Annotated in this window: 12 protein-coding genes; 6 read left to right on the plus strand and 6 right to left on the minus strand. The window is 37.7% G+C overall.

Annotated features, from left to right (window positions below; translation table 11 throughout):
* The first annotated feature begins 7 nt into the window (after positions 1 to 7).
* The 4 genes from xni (at position 8) to H5116_RS15700 (ending at position 4148) form a co-directional block, all read left to right on the plus strand.
* On the plus strand, positions 8 to 781 hold the full coding sequence (gene xni, locus H5116_RS15685; protein WP_024596930.1) for a flap endonuclease Xni: 774 nt from the start codon (positions 8 to 10) through the stop codon (positions 779 to 781).
* A gap of 69 nt (positions 782 to 850) precedes the next feature.
* Positions 851 to 1234 carry a DUF3192 domain-containing protein gene (locus H5116_RS15690; protein ID WP_024596929.1) on the plus strand — a complete coding sequence of 128 codons (384 nt, stop codon included), beginning with the start codon at positions 851 to 853 and terminating at the stop codon, positions 1232 to 1234.
* Between the two features lie 11 nt (positions 1235 to 1245).
* Positions 1246 to 2934 carry a hypothetical protein gene (locus H5116_RS15695; RefSeq protein WP_182716584.1) on the plus strand — a complete coding sequence of 563 codons (1689 nt, stop codon included), beginning with the start codon at positions 1246 to 1248 and terminating at the stop codon, positions 2932 to 2934.
* A gap of 206 nt (positions 2935 to 3140) precedes the next feature.
* Positions 3141 to 4148 carry an isocitrate dehydrogenase gene (locus H5116_RS15700; protein WP_039487666.1) on the plus strand — a complete coding sequence of 336 codons (1008 nt, stop codon included), beginning with the start codon at positions 3141 to 3143 and terminating at the stop codon, positions 4146 to 4148.
* A 70-nt stretch (positions 4149 to 4218) separates the two neighbouring features.
* Here the strand turns inward: H5116_RS15700 and H5116_RS15705 are convergent, their stop codons facing one another.
* Positions 4219 to 7233 carry an immune inhibitor A domain-containing protein gene (locus H5116_RS15705; protein WP_182716585.1) on the minus strand — a complete coding sequence of 1005 codons (3015 nt, stop codon included), beginning with the start codon at positions 7231 to 7233 and terminating at the stop codon, positions 4219 to 4221.
* A gap of 489 nt (positions 7234 to 7722) precedes the next feature.
* Here H5116_RS15705 and H5116_RS15710 point away from each other — a divergent pair, with 489 nt between their 5' ends.
* Together H5116_RS15710 and ilvN are read left to right on the plus strand one after the other, a co-directional pair.
* A complete protein-coding gene (locus H5116_RS15710) occupies positions 7723 to 9447 on the plus strand; it encodes an acetolactate synthase 3 large subunit (RefSeq protein WP_165742623.1) in 1725 nt (574 codons plus the stop codon).
* The gene (gene ilvN / locus H5116_RS15715; protein WP_002960314.1) at positions 9447 to 9944 is read left to right on the plus strand and encodes an acetolactate synthase small subunit; all 498 of its coding nucleotides are present in this window, start codon (positions 9447 to 9449) and stop codon (positions 9942 to 9944) included. The genes H5116_RS15710 and ilvN overlap by 1 nt, the downstream gene beginning before the upstream one ends.
* Positions 9945 to 10036: 92 nt before the next feature.
* On the opposite strand, the gene H5116_RS15720 is transcribed toward ilvN, so the two are convergent.
* The 5 genes from H5116_RS15720 to H5116_RS15740 form a co-directional block, all read right to left on the minus strand.
* Positions 10037 to 10312: an HU family DNA-binding protein gene (locus H5116_RS15720; RefSeq protein WP_002962474.1), complete on the minus strand. Its 276-nt coding sequence runs from the start codon at positions 10310 to 10312 to the stop codon at positions 10037 to 10039.
* A 210-nt stretch (positions 10313 to 10522) separates the two neighbouring features.
* Positions 10523 to 11062, minus strand: coding sequence for a DUF3833 domain-containing protein (locus H5116_RS15725; RefSeq protein ID WP_165724279.1), 540 nt, complete (start codon positions 11060 to 11062; stop codon positions 10523 to 10525).
* Position 11063: 1 nt separating this feature from the next.
* Positions 11064 to 11552, minus strand: coding sequence for a chalcone isomerase family protein (locus tag H5116_RS15730; RefSeq protein ID WP_182692608.1), 489 nt, complete (start codon positions 11550 to 11552; stop codon positions 11064 to 11066).
* Between the two features lie 53 nt (positions 11553 to 11605).
* Positions 11606 to 12106 carry a DUF2878 domain-containing protein gene (locus tag H5116_RS15735; RefSeq protein ID WP_182716586.1) on the minus strand — a complete coding sequence of 167 codons (501 nt, stop codon included), beginning with the start codon at positions 12104 to 12106 and terminating at the stop codon, positions 11606 to 11608.
* Positions 12084 to 13346, minus strand: coding sequence for a cyclopropane-fatty-acyl-phospholipid synthase family protein (locus tag H5116_RS15740; protein WP_024596923.1), 1263 nt, complete (start codon positions 13344 to 13346; stop codon positions 12084 to 12086). The genes H5116_RS15735 and H5116_RS15740 overlap by 23 nt, the downstream gene beginning before the upstream one ends.
* Positions 13347 to 13370: the final 24 nt, after the last annotated feature.

Raw genomic sequence — 13370 nt, forward strand, 5'->3', positions numbered from 1 at the left:
TTATAGTTTGAAACCCCATTTACTTCTTATAGATGCGCTTAATTTAATTAGGCGCATTTACGCCGTTGACGCGAATCAAAAACATCATAGCGACGAGCAAATGATACAAACGTGCTGTGCACGTGTAGCCCACGCCTGTAAAAAGCTTTTAGATACGAGTAATGCAACCCATGCCATTGCTGTGTTCGATGGTGACAAAAGCTGGCGTTATCATTTTTATAAAGACTACAAACATTCACGCGCGCCAATGCCCCAAGTATTAAAAGATGCTCTATTGCATTTTAAAGCCGCAATTGAAGAAACAGGTATTGTAGTATTTGAGCCTATTAACGATGAAGCTGATGATATTATTGCAACGCTTGCCTTTAAGGCATCAAATAATCAAATAACGAGCACTGTTGTTTCTACTGATAAAGGCTTTTTACCTTATATTGGCCCTTACATTACAGTTTACGATTACTTTAAAAAGCTATATTTAGATGAGACAAGTATAAAAGAGCGTTTTGGTGTTGAGCAAAATAAACTCGTTGATTTTTGGGCATTAGCGGGCGATAAAACAAATGATATTCCGGGAGTTAAAGGAATAGGTACTAAATCTGCGCAGCAAATAGTTAATAACTATAACTCAATTGAACAAGCAGCCGAAGATGAGTCTCTAAGCCCGAGTATTAAAGCAAAGTTAGCCGCTAATATGGATATGTACGTAATTTCAAAGCACTTGGTTAGTTTACGCACCGATATAAATTTAGGTTTTAGTTTAAAGCAGTTAAGACTTAATTAGTCGCAAGTTAATAGCCTCTAAACATTACAAAACGTATACTGATATTAGTTACCGGAGTCAGAGTAAGCCATATTGAAAAAATTTATCCGATATTTAATTTTAGGTTTAGGGCTATATGCACTGATAGCTGCATTGGTGATTACCTTTTATAAAGACGATCCTCAAGCTATGATTTGGCAAGACCGAGAGGCTTTCAATAAACGTTACATCGAAAAACTATCACTTGAGCAGCCAACAACACTAAATAGTGTTCTTGATTACTTAGGCAGCCCCGATCTTACTTATGCCAAACGAGATGGTGAACAAGTATTTCAGATAGTTTTTTATCGTACACAACATAAAACATCTGACGGTATTACCACTATGGATGAATGTACTGGCCTATTATTTAAAAATGGGCAGCTGTTTTTATGGGGCCCGAGTGCATACAATAAATACCAAGAACAAAATTAGGTGAAGGTTTAATGGATGAAGCTGTTTCAACTACCTTAGAGCAGCTGCTTAATAATACGCAGCTGTTTTTAAGTTATTATAACAATAAACAAAAATGGACAGCTCTATATCCAATGGCAAGTAAGCTAGCTGAGCAATATAGAGTGCTCTACAGCAAACAGCCATTCGCATTACAATCCCGATTAACGCTTTATAATCCAAGTTATTCTTATGCAACAAATTTAGTTGTTAGTCAGAGCGTCATAACTGCTGCCCTGTGTAAATCTCAAAATTATAATAGTGCCTTAAGTGAGCTATACATAGCCGCTACACTCATTGAACATTTATGTGTTGGAGCGCAATTAAACAAGCTTTGCGAGCAAACACCTTTTCAAGATTCTGATAAAAAAATTTGGAAAATGCGTCATCAGTTAGCAGCAAAAGTAATGTTAGCTAGTGGCGATTCAGCAAAACCTGTTACGCAGTTACTAGCTAAATTAAATAAGTATAAACAAGCATTGGTAAGTGCTCCTAAAATAATGCTTTACGATGGGGGCATAACGCTGATTGCTCTAGCAAATATTATTAGCATGAACATTACGAGCAACACGGCTAATAAACATATTAGCTTATATAAAGCACTTACCGATTTGTACATTCGCACACCTAACTTGTTCGCACTGCAATTAATTAAATCACTAATAGCGCATTTAGGGCCATTATTACCGGGAAGCCGCGTTTTATACGCTGAGCAAACCATGATTTATTTAGCAACTGATGCACAACAACGGCATGTTTTAATTAGTACAGAAAATCCAAATAAATTAACCTGGTACAGAGTAAAAGCAACGCTTAACGATAATCCAAAACAATGGCATTGCACTGATAAAACCATTAGCTTTAAAGTATTTAACAGTGAACATGTAAAACCACAAAGTGAGCTTGAGGTTGATAAGGCACAATCTTTACTTGAGCTAATAAGTAATATTAAGTTACAGCACGAATACAGCTATAAAGGATTAAGCCTACTGATGGCGCCTCACCCTCTCGTAATTGCTAATTTATGCGAGGCAGTAAAACCATATAATAAAGAACATCAGCCCGCAAAAGACTTAAAACATAGTTTATCTATGGTCGGTTATTATAATGCACCTGCAATAATTCAACGGGTTGTTTTTGAACAATTAGTTAATGTTACCCCACATCCATTGCAAGCCTACGTGACTAACAGATTAAATGGATTAGTAAAAATAATGGCTTTATTGGTTAGTAAAAATGACCATGACCAGTTTGAGCACATTACTTTACCTTTATACGCTTACGCCCATTTTTTATTAACGCAGTGCGGTACACAGCTTTCTCGTAAAACGCTGATTGACGACACACCAAATAAAACATTGAGTGCCCCTATCTGCTCCTTTTTTGGGGTAAATGCAATTAACACCGAACAACTAACACAACAGCTTACTCTTTTATTGAGTGATAACCCATGGACAGCAGCACTCTTAGAAGCAGAGCAAACACCTAAAAAGCACTTAACTGAGGCCCATAAACTTTGGATCACACTTAAGGTTGTTGCTCAAAATGTGTTTAAACCAGAACTTTCGCTAACTCCGTGGCAGCAGCAAACGTTAAATGAACAGCTAAAAATACTCAAGTGGCATAACCAAGCTGATTTTTATCAACAATTAGAATCTCTTGAGTTGTTTAATAGTATTTAGTTTATTAGAAGCTATTTTATGTCTTTATACCCATTATAACTTTCGTGTATACCCAGTATTTTTTGTATAAACTAGCAAAATGGGTGATAAATTGGTATAAATGCGCCCTTAAATTTTCAAGCACGTTCACATAAATGTTCTAACAAGCGGTTACTCTCTCAGAGTAATAATTTATGTGCAAATCAAACTCTTTAAAGGAAAAGTCAATGGCCAAACAAACCATCACAGTGATCAAAGGCGACGGCATCGGTCCGAGCATTATCGACTCAGCACTTGAAATATTAAAAGCCGCAGGTTGCGACTTTGATTATGAATTTGTTGATGCTGGCCTAGCTGCACTTGAAAAAACAGGTGAGTTATTACCGCAAGAAACAGTTGATACAATTGCTAAAAACAAAATCACTCTTAAAGGCCCATTAACTACGCCTGTAGGTGAAGGTTTTACATCTATTAACGTAACACTTCGTAAGCAATTTGGTTTATACGCTAACGTACGTCCAGTTAAATCATTTGTTGGTACTAAAGCGCGTTACGACGATATTGATATCATCACTATTCGTGAAAACACTCAAGGTATGTACTCAGGTGCTGGCCAAGTAGTAAGTGAAGACGGGAATGAAGCAGAAGCAAAATCGATAATTACGCGTGAAGGCGCAGAAAAAATCGTAACTTTTGCATACGAGCTAGCGGTACGCGAAGGTCGTAAAAAAGTAACTGCAGTTCATAAAGCCAACATTTTAAAATCAACATCTGGTTTGTTTTTAAAAGTAGCACGTGAAGTAGCTGAGCGTTACCCACAAATTGAATCAAATGAAATGATTGTTGATGCAACATGTATGAAGCTAGTAATGACACCTGAAGAGTTTGACGTAATTGTTACGACTAACTTATTTGGTGATATTTTATCTGACCTTTGTGCTGGTTTAGTTGGCGGTTTAGGTATGGCTCCAGGTGCTAACATTGGTGAAGACGCTGCAATTTTTGAAGCTGTACACGGTAGTGCACCAGATATTGCTGGCAAAAACCTAGCTAACCCAACATCTGTAATTTTAGCGTCTATTCAAATGCTTGAGCATTTAAATATGGGCGATACTGCAGAGCGTATTCGTAGTGCTGTTGCTGATGTAATTAAATCAGGCGACCGTACAACTCGCGATTTAGGTGGCAGCCACGGTACAACTGATTTCACTCAATCAGTAATTGACCGTTTATAATTAATATTTGTTATTAATTTAAATAGCCCGCTAATTTAGCGGGCTTTTTTATGTTTGCTAACTGCGTTTACTACCTAATGTATTTATGCAAGTTAGTATTAAACCTAAATAAACTTAACAGTAGTAATCCTAATAAACCCGCCAGTGATCCGCCACTTGAACCCGAACTACTTTGTTGTTTTTGTACAGTAGCAGATAACTCTTGAGTAAAAGTATCATTGGTTTGAGTATCAGTAACATTCAACGTTACGTTATAAGTCCCGTCAGCTTGATAAGTATGCCTTGGGTTTTGTAAATTTGATAACGCACTGCCATCACCAAAATCCCAACTGTAAGTGTAACTATTAAAACCGCCGGTTACTTGGGCATTAAATTGTGCGCTTAAATCACTAACTGTAGCGTTTGCGTTTATGCTAAGCGGAACATTAGCAGTTACATCAATCGCTTTTGATTGTTCAGTGCCGTCGTCATCTGTCACTGTAAGCGTTACTTGGTAATCGCCAGAGTACAAATAATTATACGTAAGCGATTGAGTCGCTAAAGTACTTCCATCTCCTAGCTGCCAATTATAAGTATACGGTGCGACTCCACCTGTAAGCGATGCCTCAGCTGTTAAAGTTCCTTGGTTTATTTCATATTCAATTTCACTTACAGTTAATGGTTCAACTAATGTAACTTGTGCTACAGCTACTTGCTGTGAAGTACCATTATCTGCCATAAACTCAACGTTATAAGTGCCATAGTCTTGGTATTCATGAGTAGGCGTTAACTCTGTGCTGGAGCTCCCGTCGTCAAAACTCCACGTAAATTTGTCCGCTGGAGTAAGTGCAAAACCTTCTACACTAAAATTAACGGTTAAACCGTTTTTAGTAAAATTAATTCCCTTAGTAACATCGTAAGTAAGCTCTACTTCTATATCTTCACTATCTGTTGACTGGCTTATAATACTAAATCCAAAACCAACCTGTGGAAGCACAACACCCGATGGTTTTTGCGCTGCAAAGCTATAATCGGTTTTATCAGTAAACCCGGTGATAGCTGATAAATCATCATCACCTAACCCTGCCCTTTGTTGATATAGGCTAAAAGCAGCATCACGTATTTGAATTGCTGAAGCTGCCGGAGTTTGCGTACTACCTTTATTTATTGATCGCTGATCGGCATCTACCACTAATGCAAAACCACTGCCTGGATGCTCGGTAGTATTATTATCTGCTTGAGATTCATTGCTGTACCACAATAATAACCCCGGTGAGTACTGCTCTGCTTGCAAACTACTGTCAACGCCTGTGTATGAACGCAGTTGTAAATAGTAATGTGATGGCGATGCATATGTGTAACTACCAACTTTTTCAAAGCCATTAAACACAGTGTTAACTTGATCTTGTGCATTATTTTGCCAAATTAAAGTATCACTTTGCTCAATGCGCATATCATCAACAACAAAACCATAATAATGTGTGTTCGCATCTGTTATGTATTCAATTTTTAAATCAATTGTTTGCCCAGCATAAGCTGATAAATCAAACTTATGGGTCAAATAGCCGTTAGGTTGCTTAGCATCACTATTAAGAAATGAATCACCTGAGATATACGGACCAATATCACCGTAGTATGGATTAAGCGCTTGCGTATAATTACTCGCGATTGGCTCGCCATTTACTTTTACTTGAACTAAATCGTAATCGCGCTCAATACTGTAATATGCAATAAAGCTTAAAGTAAGTGTCTCAGTTGTGCTTGGTAGCGCTATTGTATTAACTAAGCTATTGCTAATATTGTCGCCCGTATTTGAATAGTATTGAAAATCACCTTCTACTGGAGCCCTAAATTTTTCGAGCCTTGGTGGTAGTGTTATTTTTATTTGATTTTGCTGTTGTGAAGTACTCGCAGTATTAATTAATGTTTGCTGTGAGTTAGCCTCTATCTCATCCATATCAAGCGTAAGCTGGTTAACCCAGTTACCCTGGTACCGCTTTTGTAAATATTCAAGCGCATAAGGGCTAAACATAACTGGCTCTGAGCCTCTTGGCGAACCAGCCCAACTTCCTGTCGACATAACTGACCAAGATGCGACAGGCTCACCTACCGTGTTAGATTGTAAGTCGTATTCATCTAATAATCCTAAATCATGCCCAAACTCATGCACAACCACACCAATCCCGGCATCAATAGGGTTAATGGTATAACCAAAGAGCTTAATGTTGCTGCCTGCAATCTCGCTCGGCCCGCTATTTTCATCAAATACATAGTAGCGGTGCGACCAAATAGCATCGGTGCTTAGGTAACCGCCACCCGCTTCTTCGCCAATACTTGAATGAAATACCATTACATGGTCAATAATGCCATTAGGTTCATTAAGGATACCGTCACCATCAATATCATCTAAATCAGTTAAGTCATAATCCGCTAAATTAATATTAAACTTTGCAACTGCTTTCTCCACAGCCTCTTTAATTAAAGCGGGCGCATTTATATCCCGTGTACTGCCTTGGCGCTCACCATATATTTTTGCATTGCTATTAGCGGTTACCCAACCATATACCTGCCCGCTAAAGTTTAAGCTATTCCCCGAAGCCGCTTTATAATAATCAGCAGCCGTTTTTAAGCTTTGTCCATCAGGGCCTGTATAACCTTGAGTATTAAAAAGCATTTGCTGATAGTGCTCAGTTGAATAATCAGCGTAAAACATGTCGGTGTCTTGCTCTACAAGTTGATTGTCGTCATGTTTAAGATCAGGAAAATCAATTAAGATACCTAACACTTTTACATCATTAACGCTTTGATCTGGCACTAGCGACGTTGAAAAAGCGACCTGTCGTTTATTTGTGTTTGAAAAAAAGTTGGAAGAGGATTTAAATTGCCTAAAGCCATTTTTAATTGAGTGATTGGCAACGTCTTTGTTACTCATATATGACTTAAATGAACTATCTAACTCACTTGAAGATATTTGGTCTCTTTTTTTAAGCCAATATAAAATACGCTCTTCGTTAGTTATACCAACATCATGCGGACTTAAGTTATTAGCCGCCACCATAGGGCTTAATAGCGTAGTTAAAAGCGCAATTAACGTCACTTTTTTCACTGTGTTTTCCTCAAACATAATTATGTAGCAATCATACCTAATAATAGAAATTTAAACATGCGATAAAAACATATAGTTAACATATGCAATTAAAGCTAATGGTCTCTCACACTCTTTTATATCTAAAATCGAACTTACAACCTAAAATGCATAATTTCTGCCAGTAAACTCAATTAAACATAGGCTTTCTGCAGGTTTAAATTAAAAAAAGCCACAAAACGAATTTAAAATGCAAAAAACAGCTTTCAAGGTTGACATGAAGGCTCAAAACCCTTAAAAATAAACCTATACAAAATCTTTAATTTAAAAGCAGTGTTTTGCTAAGTAGAGTAAAAACTATGAACACACACATTAATCTTTTAGTCGTACTCGTACTGGTCTTAGTTATAAGCCCAGCGGGGATGTATTAAAAGGTGATACTGCTTTTTAAAAACCCTCGCACTACGCGGGGGTTTTTTTATGCATAAAAAAGCGCACAGAGGAATGAGGATGAGCAAACAAGAATATAATGGTTCTGAACTAGTAGTTCAGGCATTAAAAGAGTTAAAGGTAAAATACATATTTGGCTATCCCGGTGGTTCGGTTTTAGACTTATATGATGCACTTTTTCAGCAAGATGACATTGAACATATATTAGTACGTCACGAACAAGCTGCAACACATATGGCTGACGGCTATGCCCGCGCCACTGGAGACGTTGGTGTTGTACTTGCAACCTCAGGCCCTGGCGCTACAAACTGTATTACAGGTATTGCAACGGCCTACATGGATTCAATTCCTATGGTTGTGTTATCAGGCCAAGTGCCTACAAATTTGATTGGCGACGACGCATTCCAAGAAACCGATATTGTGGGTTGTTCTCGCCCTGTAGTTAAACACAGTTTTAACTGTAGAAGTGCTAAAGACATCCCTACAATCTTAGCTAAAGCTTTTTATATTGCTAGCACTGGTCGCCCAGGTCCTGTCGTTGTTGAGCTTCCAAAAGATATGCTTAACCCTGCTATTAAGTTTGAATACGAATTTCCTAAAACCACCGAGCTGAGAACGTACAGCCCTAATACTAAAGGGCACTCAAAACAAATTCGCAAAGCCGTAACAGCGATTTTAGAGGCCAAAAAACTGGTTATCTACTCTGGTGGTGGTATTGTTATTTCAAATACATCAGAGCAATTAACGCATTTAGTTGAATCATTAAATGCCCCCATTACAAATACACTAATGGGATTGGGTGGTATTTCAGGTGTGCATCCAAACTTTGTAGGTATGTTAGGCATGCACGGCACGCTTGAGGCAAACAAAGCAATGGCTAACGCCGATGTGATTTTAGCGCTTGGTGCCCGATTTGATGACAGGGTAACTAATAATGTTCAAAAGTTTTGCCCTAATGCCACAATTGTTCATGTTGATGTTGACCCAACTTCAATTTCTAAAACAATTAAAGCACACATACCAGTTGTAGGTTGTTTAGCAACCGTACTTGAACAACTACAAGCGGGTATTGATAAAAGCCCAATTAAAATAGACCGCAGCGCGCAAGAAGATTGGTGGCGACAAATTATCAGCTGGCGCGAACAAAAGTGCTTAAGCTACAACACTGCTGGCGACAAAATTAAACCACAAGCCGTGATAGAAGCGGTCTATAAAGCTACTAATGGCGATGCTTATGTAAGTTCTGACGTTGGTCAGCATCAAATGTTTGCAGCGCAATATTATCCATTTAAGCATCCTCGTCAATGGATCAACTCAGGCGGCCTAGGCACCATGGGCTTTGGTTTACCTGCTGCAATGGGCGTAAAGCTAGCCTTTCCTGATAAAGAGTCTGTGTGTATTACGGGTGATGGCTCTATTCAAATGAATATTCAAGAACTATCAACCTGTTTACAGTACAACCTAGCGGTAAAAGTTGTATCACTTAATAACCGCTCTTTAGGTATGGTACGCCAATGGCAAGACATGGTTTACGGTGGACGTCATTCATCATCTTACATGGATTCACTACCTGATTTTGTTAAGTTAGTTGAAAGCTACGGCCATGTAGGCATACAAGTAAACACACTAGATGAGTTACAACCTGCTATCGATAAAGCAATGTCAATTAACGACCGATTAGTCTTTTTAGATATAAACGTTGATGAAAAAGAACATGTATACCCAATGCAAATTAAGTTAGGCGGCATTGATGAGATGTGGTTACGTAAAGGAGTAAAAGCATAATGCGTCGTATTTTATCTATTTTATTAGAAAACGAACCAGGTGCCCTATCACGTATTGTTGGGCTTTTTTCACAACGTGCATATAACATCGACAGCCTAACTGTTGGCACAACTGACGATCAATCACTATCACGTATTACCATTACCACTATGGGTGATGACAGAGTTGTAGAGCAAATTACAAAGCAGGTTAACAAATTAGTCGACGTGCTTAAAATTATCGATTTAACAGAAATGAGTCACATTGAACGTGAGCTATTGCTTGTCAAGGTATTTGCTCAAGACGAGACTACTCGTGCAGCGGTTACGCGAGTAGTTGATGTGTTCCAAGGTGCTATTTTAGATATGGGCCGACAAAGCTATAGTCTACAACTAGTGAGCAGTACAGACAAAATAGAATCGTTTTTAGACACTCTTCGTCATGAAACCGATATTATTGAAGTTGTACGTTCTGGCGCTGTTGGCATTGGTCGAGGCGATAAAGCCTTAAAAGCATAAATTTATAATATAAAGGCATCAATTGATGTCTTTATTAAACATAAAAAAAAAGAGCTAATTAGCTCTTTTTTTAATTTAATTCGTTAAACCTATTAAGGGTTTACTTGGTCTTTAAGACCTTTACCTGCTTTAAAGCTTGGGATAGTTGCCGCTGCGATTTGGATCTCAGCACCCGTTTGTGGGTTACGGCCAGTGCGAGCTGCACGTTCTTTTACTGAGAAAGTACCAAAACCAACTAATGCTACTGAATCACCTTCTTTTAAAGAAGAAGTTACAGCACCTGTAAACGCGTCAAGAGCACGAGTAGCAGCGGCTTTAGAGATTTCTGCATCAGTAGCAATTTTTTCAACTAATTGAGCTTTATTCATTGTTAGATTCCTATTCGTTATTATTTTGCCTTCGCAAAACCTATCTTTATGCATTTTTAAAGAGTTAGCAACAGCAAATTGCATTTTTTGCTTAAATTCTTAAAAAATGAGTAAAATTTAAATAATTCTCTGTAAAATACAGCGTGTTGGGTTAACAAAGACTTAATTTGAGTACAATTTTGGCGCAAGTTAAGCAACTGGGTAAAGAAGCTATATTTTTTCGATCACTAAGGTCACTTCCCCGACCTCGACTCCAAACTTAACAATAGATGTGCGGTTTATCAAGCGCGATTGTGTAACCAGGTACATCCAATCATCAAAATTCACTTTTAAAGTACTGCCATCGTATGGAAGCTCTACATCGTAATTCCAATGAAATACGCTGCCATCACTTCTACCTTTTGCAGTACCTATAACATCATCTGCCACACCCGTTAAACTATTGTCTTCGTTTAACGTTATTTTCCAAATACGCTTTTGAGTTTCGCCATCGTCATAAACAAAGTCTTCTTCAATAACGCCCTGGTTACCATCCCAGCTCGCATTCATATCTACGACAAGCTTGCGGGTCAATTCACCCTTAAAGTCTTGTACAACACCGTAGGCTTTCAAATTTCCACTAAAAAATGTTTTAAAGTCAAAGTTTGGCGATGTATTTTTATAATGCTCTACATTTGGTGCCGAACAGCTTATCAGCAACAAAGCAGATAAGCATACAAGAGCTGTTTTAAACGCGTTAAATACATTCATATTAATTCCCTAATAGTTGCTTTCGTAGTTTCGGCTCTGAGGTTTTTTCATCCAGCCAAATGGCTAAAAAATCACTCGAAAATTGAGGTTCATTTATTTCGCCAATTTTTTCATCATTATGATAAAAAGTACTCATACCCTGCTCATTTGTGACTAACGTTAGCGAATCACCTTGTCTAATATCAGGCCAAATAGACAATAATTTACTGTCGTATTTGTCTGCTAGCTCTTTTTTTCCAATATGCTCCCACTGCTCATTTGTTGCTTTTACGATTTCTTTAGCTTCAAAGTCACGTAAATAGGTAAGTTTAAATTTAATAGGATGCGTTCCTGCGCTGTAATTACCTGAAGGGGTAAATAAAACCGCGTCATATACATCCCAAAATAAATACTCCATTCGTGCTTCGCCTACTTTGTTAAACTGTGTGTTAGCTAAAACAATTGAAGTTGTAAGCAAATAAAAAGTAACTGCCTTTAGTAAAAATTTCAAAATAAGCTCCCTTGAGTCAATGAGTAATGTTACGAAATGGGAATTGTGGGCGATCAGCGATTTATGAATAACTTGATTTTTTGGTTTATAAAAAGAATAACAGTAAACACTGTAGACCAAAGCGCACCGTAAACGAGCCAAAACTGCCATAAAGGTAAACCTAAACTTATTACTTCAAAGCGTGCTCCAGCCCAATAACTTGCTGGCGCAAAAGCCATGCATACTAAAAAGGCCTGCCAAAGCTTTAATTTACTCAAAAAAACCATAGAAGTATTTAAAGAAAGTAATAACGCAGCCCATAAAAAGACGAGCCATAGAGGGAAGGGATAAACTTTAAATTCTAACAAGCCTAACTTTACTGCTATAAATTCTAATAATAGTGCTAAAGGTAGGGCTTTAATAAGAAGTAAGGTGTCTTGTTTTTTTTGTTTTGACAACCAAAACATTAAAACAATAATCAATCCGCTAAAAAGTAGCGAATCAACTTCAAGCAGCAAGGATAAAAACCACACTGCTTGAAATAAAACAAAATTAGTAACCGAGCGCAATATCATCGTTATCGCTAACAAAACGTGGTTTACGCGCCATTAAATGCACCGTACTTGTTGCTCTAGCTCTAAACGCGCCTTCGCAATAAGCAAAATAAAACAACCATAAACGATAAAAACGTTCATCAAATTTTGAGCGGTCCAAATCAGGCCAACTTTTTATAAAACGGCTTCGCCAGTCTGCTAATGTTCTTGCGTAGTGTGCACCAATATCATTAACAGTATGAATTACCATGTCGGTATTATTTTTAATCTGCTCACTCATTTCATTAAGTGATGGCAAACACCCGCCTGGAAAAATATACTGCTGAATAAAATCAGAGTTTTTTAAGTAATGCTTATAACGCTGATCGCCAATAGTTATAGCTTGTATGAGCATGGCACCGTCATCTTTTAACAATTCACCACATTGGGTAAAAAAGCTAGGTAAGTACTCATGGCCCACCGCTTCTATCATTTCGATAGAAACAAGCTTGTCGTACTTTCCTTTCAATTGCCTGTAATCAAGCTTAAGTAATGTAATTTTACTTTCAAGACCAAGCTCTGAAATTTTATTAGCGACATAATCATGTTGCTCATCAGATATGGTTGTTGTTGTTACATGGCAATCGTAATGTGTGGCTGCATATATAGCAAAAGCCCCCCACCCTGTACCAATTTCAATTACTGAATCATTTTTTTGAAGCTCAACTTGCTCACAAATGCGTTTAAGCTTGTATTGTTGAGCCTCTTCAAGTGTCGCTTCTTTTGTAGGATATACAGCACTTGAATAAAGCATTTCTTTACTCAAAAATGATTCGTACAAATCATTACCTAAGTCGTAATGAGCAACGATGTTTTTCTTAGAGCCCGATTCAGAATTTTTATTTTTTATGTGATTAAACCGGTGTGCAATATTACTAAAAAATGCGAATTTCTTCTCAAACTCATCAAGTTGCTTCTCATTTATAGCAAATATCTCAATGAAAGAGGTTAAGTTGTCACAAGACCAATGCCCCAAAATATACGCTTCACCAGCGCCAACGCTCCCAGATAATGCAAATGCCTTATACATAGCTTTATCGTTTACTATAATCGTTGCTTTTAGCGCTGAGGATGGGTCACCAAAAACTGTACGCTCGTTTGCATCTACTAAAATAACTTGGCCTGTTTCAATTGACGAAAAGGCTTTAGTCACTAATTTTTTATATATGTTAGTTAACCAGTTTGTGCTTTGTTCGCAATTTAAGCTCGACACTTTATCCATTGAAATACCTATTAATTGTCCTGA

The sequence above is a fragment of the Pseudoalteromonas sp. SG45-2 genome (assembly GCF_014164115.1).
In the GTDB taxonomy this organism is placed as follows: Bacteria; Pseudomonadota; Gammaproteobacteria; order Enterobacterales; family Alteromonadaceae; genus Pseudoalteromonas; species Pseudoalteromonas distincta.

Bases quoted from the DNA above. Each gene is read 5' to 3' on its own strand.
- H5116_RS15725 (WP_165724279.1), bottom strand. From the start codon at position 11,062: ATGAATGTATTTAACGCGTTTAAAACAGCTCTTGTATGCTTATCTGCT.
- H5116_RS15735 (WP_182716586.1), bottom strand. From the start codon at position 12,106: ATGATATTGCGCTCGGTTACTAATTTTGTTTTATTTCAAGCAGTGTGG.
- H5116_RS15695 (WP_182716584.1), top strand. From the start codon at position 1,246: ATGGATGAAGCTGTTTCAACTACCTTAGAGCAGCTGCTTAATAATACG.
- H5116_RS15720 (WP_002962474.1), bottom strand. From the start codon at position 10,312: ATGAATAAAGCTCAATTAGTTGAAAAAATTGCTACTGATGCAGAAATC.
- H5116_RS15700 (WP_039487666.1), top strand. From the start codon at position 3,141: ATGGCCAAACAAACCATCACAGTGATCAAAGGCGACGGCATCGGTCCG.
- H5116_RS15740 (WP_024596923.1), bottom strand. From the start codon at position 13,346: ATGGATAAAGTGTCGAGCTTAAATTGCGAACAAAGCACAAACTGGTTA.
- H5116_RS15710 (WP_165742623.1), top strand. From the start codon at position 7,723: ATGAGCAAACAAGAATATAATGGTTCTGAACTAGTAGTTCAGGCATTA.
- ilvN (WP_002960314.1), top strand. From the start codon at position 9,447: ATGCGTCGTATTTTATCTATTTTATTAGAAAACGAACCAGGTGCCCTA.